The sequence below is a fragment of the Aeromonas sp. R6-2 genome (assembly GCF_040908155.1).
Lineage (GTDB): Bacteria > Pseudomonadota > Gammaproteobacteria > Enterobacterales > Aeromonadaceae > Aeromonas > Aeromonas schubertii.
The window spans coordinates 1-15,559 of record NZ_JBFODE010000045.1; the positions used below are offsets into that span (position 1 = coordinate 1).

The 15,559-nt window shown below is 63.4% G+C and carries 13 protein-coding genes; 9 read left to right on the forward strand and 4 right to left on the reverse strand.

Annotated features, from left to right (window positions below; all coding sequences use genetic code 11):
- The coding region (locus AB5Y48_RS11785; RefSeq protein WP_368164570.1) for a hypothetical protein at positions 1-230 on the forward strand (230 nt) is incomplete at its 5' end.
- Here AB5Y48_RS11785 and hemG read toward each other — a convergent pair.
- From hemG to pepQ, 4 genes are read right to left on the reverse strand one after another with little or no spacing between them, the layout of a single operon-like run.
- Positions 214-738: a menaquinone-dependent protoporphyrinogen IX dehydrogenase gene (gene hemG / locus AB5Y48_RS11790; RefSeq protein WP_050665374.1), complete on the reverse strand. Its 525-nt coding sequence runs from the start codon at positions 736-738 to the stop codon at positions 214-216. The genes AB5Y48_RS11785 and hemG overlap by 17 nt on opposite strands.
- Positions 739-746: 8 nt before the next feature.
- Complete coding sequence (locus tag AB5Y48_RS11795) at positions 747-2,204, reverse strand: TrkH family potassium uptake protein (RefSeq protein ID WP_050665373.1); 1,458 nt, start codon at positions 2,202-2,204, stop codon at positions 747-749.
- Between the two features lie 31 nt (positions 2,205-2,235).
- Positions 2,236-2,847, reverse strand: a complete 612-nt coding sequence (locus AB5Y48_RS11800; protein WP_368164572.1) for a YigZ family protein — start codon at positions 2,845-2,847, stop codon at positions 2,236-2,238.
- Entirely contained in the window at positions 2,844-4,166 is a 1,323-nt protein-coding gene (pepQ, locus tag AB5Y48_RS11805; RefSeq protein ID WP_050665371.1) for a Xaa-Pro dipeptidase, read from the reverse strand. Before pepQ ends, AB5Y48_RS11800 begins: the two co-directional genes overlap by 4 nt.
- A 188-nt stretch (positions 4,167-4,354) precedes the next feature.
- On the opposite strand from pepQ, the gene AB5Y48_RS11810 reads away from it, so the two are divergent.
- From AB5Y48_RS11810 to rstB, 8 genes are all read left to right on the forward strand, one after another.
- Complete coding sequence (locus tag AB5Y48_RS11810) at positions 4,355-6,295, forward strand: acetoacetate--CoA ligase (protein WP_368164573.1); 1,941 nt, start codon at positions 4,355-4,357, stop codon at positions 6,293-6,295.
- 205 nt (positions 6,296-6,500) lie between these two features.
- Positions 6,501-8,648, forward strand: coding sequence for a fatty acid oxidation complex subunit alpha FadB (gene fadB / locus AB5Y48_RS11815; RefSeq protein WP_136612623.1), 2,148 nt, complete (start codon positions 6,501-6,503; stop codon positions 8,646-8,648).
- Entirely contained in the window at positions 8,649-9,833 is a 1,185-nt protein-coding gene (gene fadA, locus AB5Y48_RS11820) for an acetyl-CoA C-acyltransferase FadA (RefSeq protein ID WP_201785119.1), read from the forward strand.
- Between the two features lie 211 nt (positions 9,834-10,044).
- Entirely contained in the window at positions 10,045-10,770 is a 726-nt protein-coding gene (locus tag AB5Y48_RS11825; RefSeq protein ID WP_050665367.1) for a response regulator, read from the forward strand.
- Positions 10,767-12,212, forward strand: coding sequence for an ATP-binding protein (locus tag AB5Y48_RS11830; protein ID WP_050665366.1), 1,446 nt, complete (start codon positions 10,767-10,769; stop codon positions 12,210-12,212). The genes AB5Y48_RS11825 and AB5Y48_RS11830 overlap by 4 nt, the downstream gene beginning before the upstream one ends.
- A gap of 2 nt (positions 12,213-12,214) precedes the next feature.
- Positions 12,215-13,459: an ABC transporter substrate-binding protein gene (locus AB5Y48_RS11835; protein ID WP_368164576.1), complete on the forward strand. Its 1,245-nt coding sequence runs from the start codon at positions 12,215-12,217 to the stop codon at positions 13,457-13,459.
- Positions 13,460-13,528: 69 nt separating this feature from the next.
- Positions 13,529-14,236: a two-component system response regulator RstA gene (gene rstA, locus AB5Y48_RS11840; protein WP_368164577.1), complete on the forward strand. Its 708-nt coding sequence runs from the start codon at positions 13,529-13,531 to the stop codon at positions 14,234-14,236.
- A 3-nt stretch (positions 14,237-14,239) separates the two neighbouring features.
- A complete protein-coding gene (rstB, locus tag AB5Y48_RS11845) occupies positions 14,240-15,514 on the forward strand; it encodes a two-component system sensor histidine kinase RstB (RefSeq protein WP_368164578.1) in 1,275 nt (424 codons plus the stop codon).
- The last annotated feature ends 45 nt before the right edge of the window (positions 15,515-15,559 follow it).

Here is a 15,559-nt window from a genome sequence, read left to right on the forward strand (position 1 = left end):
CATTCTACGCTTCCCGCCCGGTGAGTCAAGCCTTATTTTACAAGGCTTTTTCACCCATCGACCGGCTCGCTGCTGTGGCGGCGTTGCCCTGTCGACGGAGGCGCATTATAGGGAGTTCAGTTCGGCTGGCAAGGGGAAATTTGCAAAAAAATGGCGTTTTATGGAAAACGCCACTCGAATGCTCTTTATTTCGACAACTTGCCGATTTTCGCCTCACCGGCGGGTCATAAACTCTCGGGCAAAGGCACGAACTTGGGGCCAGTCGGTAAACTCGATATCACGGCTGGTGTCCGTGCTCCCCCCGGTCAATTTCATGATGAGCTGAATGATCAGGGTCTGCCACCAGTTATAGCGAGAGTAGAGAAGGGCCCCGGCAAAGACAGCGAGCAATTTGGGTTTCCAGGGCGATTGGCGCAGGAACTTCTTCATATAAGCGTTGGTGGCCGGCGTCGCCTTCTCCGGCTTACGGGCCGTGAGGTTGACACAGAAGAAGGCCGCATTGGCTACCTCAAGCTGTTCCTGATGCGCATAGATGAAGCCCATCAAGCTGGGGTGGAAGTGGCCATAGCGAACAGAGGCACCAATGAGCACCTTGGCATACTTGCTCAAGTTGCACTTCGGCATGGCATGCAGATCCATCATAACCACTTCGTGGCCTGCCATCTCCTCGGCCATGACATCGACGATCTTTTTGGTTTGACCGTCCCGGGAAGAGTAAAGCACCAAAACCTTATCCATCAGCTACCTCAACTACGCCAGAATGCTGGAGTAAACAGTACCAGAAGCGTAAAAATTTCCAATCGGCCGAACAACATGGCCAGGATCATGATCCATTTTGCCGCAGCCGTACTCTCACCAAAGTGAAGCGCCACCTCGCCAAGACCCGGCCCCAGGTTATTGAGCGTGGCAGCGACCGCGGAGAAGGCGGTGAGTTCGCTCATACCGGTGGCGATCAGTCCCAACATGCAGAGCACGAAAATAGTGGCATAGGCGGCGAAGAAGCCCCAGACGGCCTCAATCACGCGCTCCGAGATCGCCTTATTGCCCAATTTAAGCCGATAAACGGCCCTGGGGTGAACCAGGCGCTTGAGCTCTCTCATCCCCTGCATGTGCAACAACATGATGCGCATCACCTTCATGCCCCCCCCTGTACTACCGGCACAGCCACCGATAAACGAGGAGAACATCAGCAGCACAGGCAAGAACAGAGGCCATTCGGCATAGCTGGTGGTGCTGAAACCGGCCGTCGTCGAGATGGAGACCGATTGAAACAGCGCCTGGTCCAGAGCCTGCCCCGCCGATCCGTAGACATTGTGATCGACCAGGATCAGGAAACAGATGAGGGTCAACACCAGCTGCACCCCGAGGAAGACCTTTACTTCGGGATCCCGCCAATAGACTCCCAGCCGGGTTGGACCATGGGCAAAAGCCGCAAAGTGCAGGCTGAAGTTCACCCCGGCGATCAGCAGAAACACCACGGTAATAAGGTTGATCGCCGGGCTGTTGAAGTAACCCATGCTGGCATCATGAGTGGAGAAACCACCGATCGCCACGGTAGAGAAAGAGTGGCAGATGGCATCAAACATATCCATGCCGGCAAGCCAGAATGCCAGGGCACAGAGGATGGTGATCAAGAGATAGATGTACCAAAGCGCCTTGGCGGTCTCGGCGATGCGTGGTGTCACCTTGTTATCTTTGACCGGTCCGGGTATCTCGGCCCGGTAGAGCTGCATGCCGCCGATCCCGAGCAACGGCAGGATTGCCACTGCCAGCACGATAATGCCCATCCCCCCAAGCCACTGCAGCAGTTGCCGATAGAAGAGAAAGGCCTTGGGGAGGGTATCGAGCCCGGTCAACACGGTCGCCCCCGTGGTCGTCAGCCCCGAGAAGGATTCAAAAAAGGCCTCCGAGACCGTCATGGCCGGCACCTCTCCCAGCAGGAAGGGCAAGGCACCTATGCTGCCCAATACAGTCCAGAAGAGGACGACGATGAGAAAGCCCTCCTTGGCCCTCAACTCCCGCTTCTGATAGCGATTGGGGAACCAGAGCAGAAATCCGATGGCCAGAGAGAGGCAGAAGGCGAGCACAAACTCGATCCCTCCCCCATCACGATAGAGATAAGCCACCAGGGCCGGGAGCAGCATGGTGCTGCTAAAGATGCCGACCAGCAGACCGACGATACGGATCAGGCTCCGAAACTGCATTCGGGAAACATTCCTCCAGTGCGGTGACGATTCAGGATGAGGTAGTGAGGAGAAGCCGTCCCTGGCTGCGCTCAGTCAGTGAGGCGATGACGTGAGGCAGGAGATCGTCGGGCCAGGCGAGCCGCAGGCTGACCCGGGCGCCGTAGTCGGCCACCTCGGTCACCCCGTCAAACTGCCCCTGTAGATACTCGATAAGCGCCATGTCTCCGTAATCACACACCAACGCCGTCGAGACCATGGCCCGTTTGAATGCTCTTGGCATCTGCCTCAGGGCCGCACCAACGCCGCCCCCATAGGCCTTGACCAGGCCGCCGGTACCGAGCAGAACGCCACCGTAGTAACGCACCACCACGGCGCAGACCTCCCCGACACCCGAGCCCATCAGCTGGGCCAGCATGGGCTTTCCGGCCGTGCCGGAGGGCTCGCCATCATCGCTGAAGCCATAGACCTGGCTGTCGTCGGGGGCTCCTGCAACATAGGCCCAGCAGTGGTGCCGGGCTACCGGATGGGCGGCCCGCACCTCGGCAATCCAGCTCCGAGCCGTGTCGATATCCGGAGTGTGGCGCAGCAGGGTAATAAAGCGACTCTTCTTGATCTCCTCGCTCCACTCCACCGCCTCCCCGGGTATGGGGTAGCCGCTCACAAGCCGGCCTGACGGGTCAGGTTCTCGGTCCCGTGTTCATGAAGCACCACGTTGTCCTCGATACGAATGCCGCCACATGGACGCAGGACCTCCACCCTGTCCCAATTGATGGCACGACCGTGCTCGCCGGCCTGCAACGGGGCCAATAGAGAGTCGATGAAGTAGAGGCCGGGTTCGATGGTGAACACCTGGCGTGGCTCCATCACCCGGGTACAACGCAGGAAGGGGTGCGCCTCGGGGGCGGCCAGGTGAGTACCGCGCTCGTCTTGCATGAATCCACCCACATCGTGCACCTGCAGCCCCAGATGGTGGCCCAGCCCGTGGGGGAAGAAGGCGGCCGTGATCCCGCTCTCCACCGCCCCTTCGGCCGACATCTCGACCAGCTCAAACTCCTTGAGCAGGCGGGCAATGCGTCTGTGCATCTGCAGATGCAGCTCGGTATAACGCAGACCGGCACGCATCTCACCGATGATCTCCTGCTGCTGCACCTCGAGGGCGGCGACCAGGTCGGCAAACAGACCACGGCGCCAGGCCCAGGTGCGGGTGATGTCCGAGGCATAGCCGTGGAAGTCCACCCCGGCGTCGATGAGGAAGGAGTGGCGATCCACGTCGGCGATGCGCTGATGCGAGAGGTGGGTGTAATGGAGCACGGCCGCGTTTTCGTTGATGGCAACGATATTGCCGTAGGGGGCATCCAGGGCCCCCTGCCCGACCGCCTTCATATAGGCCAGATTGATCTCGAACTCGCAAGCTCCGGCCAGGAAGGCATCTCGCGCCGCCAAATGGCCGCGTACACCGATGCGGTTGGCCTCGCGCAGACATTCGAGCTCGTAGTCGGTCTTGTAGGCGCGATGATAGTGGAGATAGTTGAGCACGGCCTCCGGATTGGGCTGGCTAAACCCCAGCAGCTCGGCCACCTCCAGATGACCACCAAGATAAGCCCACTGTCCGCGCTGGGCCGGCAAGTGATCGGCGACCTGTTCGGGGCGCGTCAGGAAACGGATATCGAACTGCTCGACCCAGAAGGAGGTTGGCAGATCCGGTACCTTGTGCCAGAAGTCGACCGGTCGGTAGAAGAGCAGCACCGGCTTGCTGTGGCCATCGACCAGCAGCCAGCAGTGAGGGTTGTCCAGCACCGGCAGCCACGCCTTGAAGTGAGGGTTCACCTTGAAGGGGTAATCCTGATCATCGAGGAAGATGCGCAGGCACTGGCCGGAGTGGATGGCCAACCCCTCCAGACCCTGTTGGGCGAGGATGTCGCGGGTACGCCGCTGTAGGGTCTCGATATGTTGCGCATAGAGTTGGCTGTAGCTGCTCATGGATCGGGCTCCGGCTGGTTCAATCACACCAGCATAACATCTTGATGGCACAGGCTCGACCCGCCGCGCCACCGGTTCGTGATGTCACGCAAAGGTGACGCTTCCCGCCCCTGCGGAAAACCAGATTCATTAACAAATGAAAAACAAATCGATAAACTGCAGCCAGACCGTCGAGAAAGGGATCTCTCATGAACAGCGCCAGCCTGTGGCAACCGAGCCCGGAACGCATCCGCCACTCCAACATGTATCACTTCATGGAGCAGGTAAATCGCTTCCATGGACTCAATTTGAGTACTTATCCACAGTTGTGGCAGTGGTCAGTCGAGAAGACTACCCGCTTCTGGCCCCTGGTGTGGCAGCACTGCGGCGTGGTTGGGCGTCTGGGCAATACTGTCGCAGAGAACCGCCAGGAGATGAGCCGCACCCGCTGGTTCCCCGACAGCCGCCTCAACTTCGCCGAAAACCTGTTGCGTCGGGACGATGCCAGCCTGGCCATCATCAGCCGACTCGAGGATGGCTCCCGCCGTACCCTCAGCTGGCACCAGCTGCAGCAGGCGGTGGCACGTCTCGCCCACTGGCTACGGGCCGAGGGGGTGCAGCCCGGCGACGTAGTGGCCGGTTACCTGCCCAACATTCCCGAGACGGTGATCGCCATGCTGGCCAGCGCCAGCCTGGGTGCGGTGTGGACCTCCACCAGCCCGGACTTCGGGGCCGCCAGCGTCATCGAGCGCTTCGGCCAGACCCGACCCGTGGTGCTGATCGCCTGCGACGGCTACCGCTATGGCGGCAAGGCCATCGACATCCGCGACAAGGTAGCCGAGGTGGTCCGTGCCATCGACAGCGTGCGCCGGGTGGTGATGGTTCCCCTGCTGGGATTGAGTGAGTCCCCCCGGGAGTGGGTCGATTGGGATGCGCTGCAACAGGGAGAGGCTCCCCCGCTCACCTTCACCGAGCGCGCCTTCAACGATCCTCTCTATGTGCTCTACTCCTCCGGTACCACCGGCAAGCCCAAGTGTATCGTGCACGGCATCGGCGGCACCCTGCTGCAGCATCTCAAAGAACACCAGCTCCACTGCGACATCAAGCCGGGAGAACGGGTCTTCTACTTCACCACCTGCGGCTGGATGATGTGGAACTGGCTGGTGAGCGCACTCGCCTCCGGCGCCACCCTGGTGCTGTTTGACGGCTCTCCCTTCTACCCGGATGGCAAGGTGCTGTGGGATCTGGCCCGGGATGAAGAGGTCGCCCTGTTCGGCACCTCGGCCAAGTATCTTGATGCCCTGCACAAGCAGGGTTATACCCCCATCCACACCCATGCCCTGCCCGCCCTGCGCCTCATCTGCAGCACCGGTTCGGTACTCTCTCCCGAGGGATTCGACTACGTCTATCAACAGATCAAACAGGATGTGCAGCTCGCCTCCATCTCGGGGGGAACCGATATCTGCTCCTGCTTCGCCATCGGCAACCCCATGAGCCCGGTCTACCGGGGAGAGAGCCAGGGCCGTGGCCTCGGCCTCGCGGTTCAGGTGTTCAACGACGAGGGCAAGCCGGTGCAGGGTGAAAAGGGCGAGCTGGTCTGTACCAAGCCCTTCCCGGCCCAACCCATCGGCTTCTGGGGAGATGAGAGCGGCGACAAGTATCGCGCCGCCTACTTCGAGCGCTTCGACAACGTCTGGTGTCACGGGGACTGGATCGAGCTGACCGAGCACGACGGCATCCTCTTCTATGGCCGCTCCGACGCCACCCTCAACCCGGGCGGCGTGCGCATCGGCACCAGCGAAATTTACCGCTACGTGGAGCAGCTCGACGAGGTGGAGGAGAGCATCGTCATTGGTCAACAGTGGCAGCAGGACGAGCGGGTGGTGCTGTTTGTGCGCCTGCGCGATGGCCTGATTCTGGACGATGCCCTGCGCGATCGCATCCGTCAGCAGGTGCGCAGCCATTGCACGGCGCGCCACGTGCCGGCCCGCATCGTCCAGGTAAGCGCCATTCCGCGCACCAAGTCAGGCAAGATAGTCGAGCTGGCGGTGCGGGAGGTGGTCCATCACAGGCCGGTGAAGAACACCCATGCCCTCGCCAACCCAGAGGTGCTGGATGAATACCGTGACCGCCAGGAGCTGGCCAGTTGATCCCGCTCACAATCTGATGACGGCGCCTGTGTGCGCCGTTTTTTTATGGGATCCGCACGACTAGAGCCTTTACACCAAACAGTGTTAAACGAATGTTTAAAATAGGTGTTGAAAATGTCGAGCATTGGATCAATATTGAGCTGCGTCCCCTCAGGGGGAGAACAAGGAGCCATCCCCGCAACCCGCCGGGAACAAGGAGACCCTCATGATCTACCAAGGCGAAACCCTGTCGGTCCGCTACCTGGAAGACGGCATTGCCGAACTCAGGTTCGACGCACCGGGTTCAGTCAACAAACTCGATCGCGCCACCCTGCTCTCCCTGAGCGAAGCGATCAGCGCATTACAGCAACAAACCGACTTGCGCGGCCTGATCCTCACCTCCGGCAAAGACGCTTTCATCGTCGGCGCCGACATCACCGAATTCCTCGAGCTGTTCGCCCTGCCGGATGAACAGCTGCTCGGCTGGCTGAAGAAGGCCAACGACATCTTCAACGCCATCGAGGATCTGCCGGTGCCGACCCTGTCAGCCATCAAGGGCCATGCCCTGGGCGGCGGTTGCGAGACCATCCTCTCCACCGACTTCCGCCTGGCCGACAGCACGGCCAAGATCGGCCTGCCCGAGACCAAGCTCGGCATCATGCCGGGCTTTGGCGGCACCGTGCGCCTGCCGCGGGTGATCGGCGCCGACAACGCCCTGGAGTGGATCACCACAGGTAAAGACTACCGCGCCGATGACGCCCTCAAGGTGGGCGCCGTAGACGCCGTGGTCGCCCCCGCCGCCCTGACCGCCGCGGCCGTACAGATGATCAAGGACGCCGCCGACGGCAAGCTCGACTGGCAGGGCCGCCGCGCCGCCAAGAAGGCGCCCCTGCGCCTCTCCAGGCTGGAGGCCATGATGAGCTTCAGCACCGCCGCCGGCATGGTTGCCGCCGTGGCGGGCAAGCACTATCCGGCGCCGATGGCCGCCGTGAAGACGGTAGAGACCGCCGCCGGCATGGGCCGTGACGAGGCGCTGGCCGCCGAGGCCGCCACCTTCATCAAGCTGGCCAAGACCGACGTGGCCAAGGCCCTGGTCGGCATCTTCTTGAACGACCAGCACATCAAGGCTCTGGCCAAGCAGTCCGCCAAGAAGGCGAGCAAGGCCACCAACCACGCCGCCGTGCTCGGCGCCGGCATCATGGGGGGCGGTATCGCCTACCAGTCTGCCAGCAAGGGCATACCGGCTGTGATGAAGGACATTAACGAGAAGGCGCTGGCGCTGGGCATGGGTGAGGCCACCAAGCTGCTCAACGGCCAGCTCGAGAAGGGCCGCATCGACGGCATCAAGATGGGCCAGGTGCTCTCCGCCATCACCCCCACCCTCAGCTATGACAGCGTCAAGGGCGTGGATCTGGTGGTCGAGGCCGTGGTCGAGAATCCCAAGGTGAAGGCCGCCGTGCTGGGCGAAGTGGAAGCCGTTCTCGGTGACGACGCCGTGCTCGCCAGCAACACCTCCACCATCCCCATCTCCCTGCTGGCCAAGGGGCTCAAGCGCCCCGAGAACTTCTGCGGCATGCACTTCTTCAACCCGGTGCACCGCATGCCCCTGGTAGAGATCATCCGTGGCGAGCAGACATCGGACGAAACCATCGACCGTGTGGTGGCTTATGCCGCCGCCATGGGCAAGTCCCCTGTGGTGGTCAACGACTGCCCGGGCTTCTTCGTCAACCGGGTGCTGTTCCCCTACTTCTTCGGCTTCAACAAGCTGGTCGCCGACGGCGCCGACTTCGCCGCCGTCGACAAGGTGATGGAGAAAGAGTTCGGCTGGCCCATGGGCCCGGCCTACCTGCTGGACGTGGTCGGCATCGACACCGGTCACCATGCCGGTGATGTCATGGCCCAGGGCTTCCCGACCCGCATGACCAAGGATGGCCGTACCGCCATCGACGTCATGTACGAGGCAAGCCGCTTCGGTCAGAAGAACGGCAAGGGCTTCTATGCCTATGAGGCCGACAAGAAGGGCAAGCCGAAGAAGGTGGCCGACGCCGCGGCCTACGAGCTGCTGGCCCCCATCGCCAAGCCACAGCAGGCCTTCGACAAGGAGACCATCATCGCCCGCATGATGATCCCCATGATCAACGAGGTGGTGCTCTGCCTCGAAGAGGGGATCATCGCAACCCCGGCCGAGGCGGACATCGCCCTGGTCTACGGTCTGGGCTTCCCTCCCTTCCGCGGCGGCGTGTTCCGCTATCTGGACACCATGGGCCTGGATCGCTATGTGGCCATGGCCGACCAGTTCGCGGATCTGGGCCCCCTCTATCGCGTCAGCAACCAGCTGCGCGAGATGGCGGCCCAGGGCAAGACCTTCTACTGATTGCGGAAAGGAGACCCATTCATGAAAGACGTAGTCATTGTCGACTGTATCCGGACCCCCATGGGGCGGTCCAAGGGCGGGGCTTTTCGCAACGTGCGCGCCGAGGATCTCTCCGCGCATCTGATGAGCTCACTGCTCAAGCGTAACGGCGCCCTCGACCCCAACGAGATCGAGGACATCTACTGGGGCTGCGTACAGCAGACCCTGGAGCAGGGCTTTAACATCGCCCGTAACGCCGCCCTGCTGGCCGGCATTCCGAAGCAGGTCGGCGCGGTCACCGTCAACCGCCTGTGCGGATCCTCCATGCAGGCGCTGCACGACGCCTCTCGCGCCATCCAGGTGGGTGACGGCGATATCTTCATCATCGGCGGTGTCGAGCACATGGGCCACGTGCCCATGAGCCACGGGGTCGACTTCCACCCCGGCCTCGCCAAATCGGTGGCCAAGGCCTCCGGCATGATGGGGCTGACTGCCGAGCTGCTCGGCAAGCTGCACGGCATCAGCCGTGAGCAGCAAGACGCCTTCGCCGCCCGCTCCCACCAGCGTGCTCACGCCGCCACGGTGGAAGGGCGCTTTGCCAAGGAGATCGTCGGGCTGGAGGGGCACGATGCCAGCGGCGCCCGCTTCTTCTACGACTATGACGAGGTGATCCGCCCCGAGACCACCATCGAGACCCTGGGCCAGCTGCGCCCTGTGTTCGACCCGGCCAACGGCACCGTCACCGCCGGCAGCTCCTCGGCCCTGTCCGATGGCGCCGCCGCCATGCTGGTGATGAGCCTGGATCGCGCCCGTGCCCTCGGCCTCACCCCCCGTGCCCGCGTCCGTGCCATGGCGGTGGCCGGCTGTGACGCCGCCATCATGGGTTACGGCCCGGTACCGGCGACCCAGAAGGCCCTCAAGCGTGCCGGTCTGACCGTCGATGACATCGACCTGTTCGAGCTCAACGAGGCCTTCGCCGCCCAGTCCCTGCCCTGCGTCAAGGATCTCGGCCTGCTGGATCAGGTCGACGAGAAGGTGAACCTCAACGGCGGCGCCATCGCCCTGGGTCACCCCCTCGGCTGCTCCGGTGCCCGCATCTCCACCACCCTGATCAATCTGATGGAGGAGAAGGACGCCACCCTGGGGGTCGCCACCATGTGCATCGGCCTGGGTCAAGGGATCGCCACCGTGTTTGAGCGCATCTGAGTCATGTGCGGGGCAACACGGTGCCCCGACACAGTGGTAACACGCGGATCCATGCGCCTTATTGGCCGGTTTATCAACCGGCCTTTTTTATCGCCAATTTTACGGCTATACGCATAAGGAGTGCCCAGCGACTCACACTCGCACCCCCCTCTGCTTGCTTTTTGTGCCCCCGACGGGTTCAATCTGCACAAAAAAATGGATGCACACACCTATGTCACTGAGCAAACAGCTGCTGATCGTCGACGACGATCAGGAAATCCGTGAGCTGCTCAACGAGTACCTGACCCGCGCCGGGTTCGAGGTGCTCACCGCCGCCGAGGGCAACGAGATGCGTCGCCAGCTGGCCCAGCATAGCCCGGATCTCATTATCCTCGATATCATGATGCCGGGGGACGATGGCTTCACCCTGTGCCAACAGATCCGCCGCGACTCCCAGGTCCCCATCATCATGCTGACCGCCGCCTCCGACGAGACCGACAGGGTCATCGGCCTGGAGCTGGGTGCCGACGACTACATCGCCAAGCCATTCAGCCCGCGCGAGTTGCAAGCCCGCATCAAGGCGCTGCTGCGCCGGGCCGAGTTCCGCCAGCCCGAGGTCAAGGAGAAGGAGCTGCCGCGCCGGCTGCGCTTCGCCGAGTGGACCCTGGACACCCTGAGCCACCAACTCACCCACGAGGATGGCAGCAAGCTCGATCTGTCGGGCAGCGACTTCATGCTGCTGGCCATGTTCCTGCAGCAGCCGGGGGCCGTGCTCGACCGCGATACCATCTCCGACGCCACCCGTGGCCGCGAGAGCCTGCCCATGGAGCGCGGCATCGACGTGCAGATCAGCCGACTGCGCCAGAAACTGGGCGACAACGGCAAGAGCCCGCGCATCATCAAGACCATTCGTGGCAGCGGCTATATGCTGATCGCCGAGGTGTTCGAGGACGCATGAACGCCAAACGGTGGTGGTCTCCTTTGGTACCGCGCTCCCTGCTGTCGCGCATGCTGCTGCTCCTGCTGCTGGCGATCCTGCTCTCCCAGACCATCCTCACCGGGATCTGGATGCAGCAGATCCAGAAGCGGGAGCTGGAGGGAATGCTCAGCACCACCCGCAACCTGGCCATGTCGGCAGCCTCCACCGTCAGCTTCTTCAAGTCGCTCCCCCTGCAGTACCGGCATATAGCGCTGGATCAGCTGCGCAACATGGGGGGCAGCCGCTTCTTCGTGTCGCTCAACGAGGAGGAGATCCGGGTCAACTCCATCCCCGACAGCGAGCGCAAGGCCGTCGTGCTCGGCGAGCTGCGCACCATACTGGACAGCAAGCTCACCGATACCATGGATATCAAGGTGGACTTCTCCCGCCCCGAGGAGCTGCACGTCTTCAACAACGATACCCTGCTGGCGGATCTCCCCTCCTCCTGGGCTCGCTACACCCTGTCGCTGGAGCCCATCAATCCACCGGTGCTGGTGATTCAGATCGAGATCAAGGAGGGGGAGTGGCTCTATCTGGCGGCCCTGCTGCCGGCCCCCTACATGACCCTGGACGACACCGTCATGCCCGCCAACCAGGTGCGCTTCATCGCCCTGATGACGGTCTTTCTCTGCTTCTTCACCTTCCTGCTGGTGCGCTGGCAGACCCGCCCCCTGCGCCGCCTCGCCAAGGCGGCCGCCAACCTGGGCAAGGACATCGACCAACCCTCCCTCAAGGAGGAGGGGGCCTCCGAGATAGTGGCGGCCACCCGGGCCTTCAACATCATGCAGCACCGGATCCGGCGCTATATCGACGATAGAGAGCGACTGTTCAGCTCCATCTCTCACGATCTCAAGACCCCCATCACCCGACTGCGGCTGCGGGTCGAACTGCTCGACGACGAGGTGCAGATCACCAAGTTCAGCAAAGACCTCGACGAGCTGGAGCTGATGGTGAAGGGGGCACTGCAGACGGTGAAAGACACCGATATCCACGAAAATATCGAGCAAATCGACATCGACGGCATGCTCGACCAGCTGGCCGAGAGCCTTAACCTGCGCGAGGAGCGGCTCACCATAGAGGGACGCTGCAAACACGGCTACCGGGGCAAACCCCTGGCCCTCAAGCGCTGCATCGCCAACCTGATCGACAACGGCATCAAGTACGGCAAGAAGGTGCGCATCATCATCTTCGACGACGACGAGATGCTGATCCTCTTCATCATGGATGAGGGCCCCGGCCTGCCCGAGGAGCAGCTCGAACACATCTTCGAGCCCTACTACCGCTTCGATACCGAGCAACCGGGCAATGGCCTGGGGCTCGGCATCGCCCGCAACATAGCCCACGCCCACGGGGGCGATCTGGTGCTGGAAAATCGTCCCAACGGTGGCCTGCAGGCCACCCTCTCCCTGCCGCGACAATGATCATGAAGACGACCCTCACCCCCCTGCTGTGTGCCCTGCTCTCCCCCGTCGCCCTCGCCTCCCAGGTGGAGGTGCAGCACTGGTGGACATCGGGAGGCGAGGCGCGCGCCGTCGAGGTGCTCAAGTCCATGTGGAAGGCCGAGGGAAACCAGTGGCAGGACTTCGCCATCCAGGGGGGCGGTGGCAAGAGCGCCATGACGGTGCTCAAGAGTCGGGCCCTGGCGGCCAATCCGCCCCAGGCCGCCCACCTCAAGGGGATAGAGCTGCGCGAGTGGGCCGGTCTTGGCTTCTTGCGCGACCTCGACCCCATGGCCGAACACTTGGGCTGGTATCAGGCCATGCCACCCGTGGTGCGCCAGACCCTGAGCCCGGGCGGCCAGCTGGTGGCGGTGCCCACCGGCATCCACAGGGTGAACTGGCTCTGGATCAACCACCGCCTCTTCGCCGCCCAGGGGCTCGCCGTGCCCGAGAGCTGGGGCGAGCTGGTCAGGGTGGCAGAGCAACTGAAGGAGAAGGGGATCACCCCGCTGGCCATCGGCAACGAACCCTGGCAACTGGCGGTACTGTTTGAATCGGTCGCCCTCGGCGAAGGGGGAGCGGACTTCTACCGCAAGGCCTTCCTCCAGCTCGACTCGGCAACCCTGACCGGACCCGAGATGATCCGGGTACTCAACCGCTTTCGCCAGCTGAGGGCCTTCGTCCCCTCCAGCTTCGTGACCCTCAAGTGGCATCAGGCCACCAACCTGCTGGAGACCGGTGGTGCCGCCATGCAGGTGATGGGGGACTGGGTGAAGGGAGAGCTGAGCGCCGGCAACTACCGCCCCGGCGAAGATATCCTCTGTCAGCCGGCCCCGGGCAGTCAGGGGCTCTTCAGCTACAACATCGACTCCATTGCCATGTTCAAGGTGCGCGATCCGGCACAGCTGCAGGCCCAGAGCGAACTGGCCGAGCTCATCATGCGCCCGGCGTTCCAGGCCAGCTTCAACCAGGCCAAGGGGTCGATCCCGGCGCTGGAGAAGGTGCCCATGCAGGGGTTCGACCGCTGTGCCATCCGCTCTCACCAGGATTTCCGGCAGGCGCAGCAGGAGGGCACCCTGCTTCCCAGCATCGCCGAGGGGATGGCCCTGCCCACCCCTCTGCAACAGGCCCTGATGGACGTGCTCTCCGCCTTCTTCAACGACCCGGCCGGTGATGCGGCGGCCACCGCCGCACGCCTCGGTCGCCTCATCCATTCGGCCAAGGGTTAATAAGCCCCTCTTCCCCGCGGCCACCAGCCGGGTATGCTGTCAGCAGACCGACCCCGAGATGGTGGCCCCATGCAACGCATCCTGTTTGTTGAAGACGACCCCGATATCGGTCAGCTGATCGCCGGCTGGCTCTCCCGTCACGAGATGGAGGTGATCCTCGAGCCACGCGGGGATCGGGCCCTGGCCAGAGTCGAGGAGGTGCAGCCCGACCTGGTGCTGCTCGACATCATGCTGCCCGGCTGCGACGGCCTCTCCCTGTGCCGGGACCTGCGCCCCCGCTTTGCCGGCCCTGTCGTCATGCTCACCTCGCTCGACAGCGACATGAACCAGATCCTGAGCCTGGAGCTGGGGGCCAACGACTACATCCTCAAGACCACGCCGCCCCCCGTATTGCTGGCACGACTGAGGGTGCAGTTTCGCCAGCAGCAGAGGGCGCCGCAGGCACAGGCCCCCGTCACAGTCCCCCAGCGGCTGCAACTGGGTGGCCTGACCATCGATGGTCAGGCCCGCTCCGTGACCCTGGACGGGGTGAGCGTCTCCCTCTCCACCAGCGACTTCGATCTCCTCTGGGAGCTGGCCTGCCACGCCGGGCAAATCATGGGACGCGACGCCCTGTTTCGTCGCCTGCGTGGCCGCGACTACGACGGGCTGGATCGCAGCATGGATGTGGCCATCTCCCGCTTGCGCCGCAAGCTGGGGGACGATCCGGCCGACCCGACCCGCATCAAGACGGTACGCCAGCGCGGCTATCTGCTGGTGCCCCAGGCCTGGGAGTGAGCCATGCGCCGCCTGTTTATCCAGTTCTACCTGCTGGTGATGGCCTGCTTCATGGTCGCGGTGCTGCTGGTCGGCCTCATCTACCAGCACACCACGGAGCGCGCCGGCAACCGCTATCTGGAGCGCCTGATGCAAGGCTCCCTCGCCCTGCTCACCAACGAGCTCTCCCGCACCCCGCCCTCGCTCTGGTCCGAGCGACTGAGGGAGCAGTCCCGCCAGCTCAAGCTGCCCCTGCGTCTCGATCCCCTGGCCAGCCAGCCCCTCGACAGCGAGGACCTGGCCCTGCTGCAGGGAGGGGAGCTGCTCATCGTCGAGGAGGATGACACCTTCCGCCAGCGCATTCCCGGCAGCGAGCAGGTGCTGATCGTCGGTCCCGTCCCCTACCTCTCCTATCTGCACGAGTTGCACTGGCTCGACATCGGCCTGTTGCTGCTGCTCGGCCTCTCCCTGGCCCTGCCCATCCTGATCTGGCTGCGCCCCCACTGGCGCGGGCTGCTCACTCTGGAGCAGACCGCACGCCGCCTGGGAAATGGTGAGCTGGATGCCCGCAGCCACCTGCCCGCCGGCAGCAGCCTGGCGCGCATGGGCCAGACCCTGGACCGCATGGGCGAACAGCTGGAGGCGCTGATCAATGGCAAGAAGCAGCTCACCGACGCCATTGCCCACGAGCTGCGCACCCCTCTGGTGCGGCTGCACTATCGCCTCGCCATGCTCGAGCCACCGCCCCCCGAGGCAGATCGGCTGGCCCTGGAGCGGGACCTGGCCGCACTCGACACCCTGATCGACGAGATGCTCACCTACGCCCGTCTCGATCGCCCCGAGATGCCCCTGCAACCGGTCGAGCTGGAGCTCGGCGCCTGGGCCCGGCGCCATCTGGTGGACTGGCAGACCCTCTGCCCCCACAAGCCGATCACCCTGACGAGCCCGAGCGCCCCCCTTCCCTGGCATGGGGACGAACGACTGTTGACCCGGGCGGTGGAGAACCTGGTGCGCAATGCCCAGCGCCACGCCAGAGAGGCGGTGCAACTGCGCCTCTGTCTGACCCCGGAAGCCTGCCTGATTGAGGTGCAAGACGATGGTCCCGGCATCCCCATGGCGCAGGCGGGCCGCATCTTCGAGCCCTTCGTGCGCCTCGACGAGAGCCGCGATCGTCGCACCGGGGGCACCGGATTGGGACTCGCCATCGTGCGCAGCATAGCCCGCCACCACGGGGGCGAGGTGCACCTGGAAGAGAGCACGACGGGGGCCCTGTTTCGCCTCACCCTGCCGCGCACCTGAAGCGCGGACAATAAAAAGGGCCGCGGATGCGGCCCTTCTTCACGG

Coding starts and splice junctions, on each gene's coding strand:
- AB5Y48_RS11830 (WP_050665366.1), top strand. CDS start 10,767: ATGAACGCCAAACGGTGGTGGTCTCCTTTGGTACCGCGCTCCCTGCTG.
- rstB (WP_368164578.1), top strand. CDS start 14,240: ATGCGCCGCCTGTTTATCCAGTTCTACCTGCTGGTGATGGCCTGCTTC.
- AB5Y48_RS11835 (WP_368164576.1), top strand. CDS start 12,215: ATGAAGACGACCCTCACCCCCCTGCTGTGTGCCCTGCTCTCCCCCGTC.
- fadB (WP_136612623.1), top strand. CDS start 6,501: ATGATCTACCAAGGCGAAACCCTGTCGGTCCGCTACCTGGAAGACGGC.
- pepQ (WP_050665371.1), bottom strand. CDS start 4,166: ATGAGCAGCTACAGCCAACTCTATGCGCAACATATCGAGACCCTACAG.
- AB5Y48_RS11795 (WP_050665373.1), bottom strand. CDS start 2,204: ATGCAGTTTCGGAGCCTGATCCGTATCGTCGGTCTGCTGGTCGGCATC.
- AB5Y48_RS11825 (WP_050665367.1), top strand. CDS start 10,045: ATGTCACTGAGCAAACAGCTGCTGATCGTCGACGACGATCAGGAAATC.
- rstA (WP_368164577.1), top strand. CDS start 13,529: ATGCAACGCATCCTGTTTGTTGAAGACGACCCCGATATCGGTCAGCTG.
- hemG (WP_050665374.1), bottom strand. CDS start 738: ATGGATAAGGTTTTGGTGCTTTACTCTTCCCGGGACGGTCAAACCAAA.
- AB5Y48_RS11810 (WP_368164573.1), top strand. CDS start 4,355: ATGAACAGCGCCAGCCTGTGGCAACCGAGCCCGGAACGCATCCGCCAC.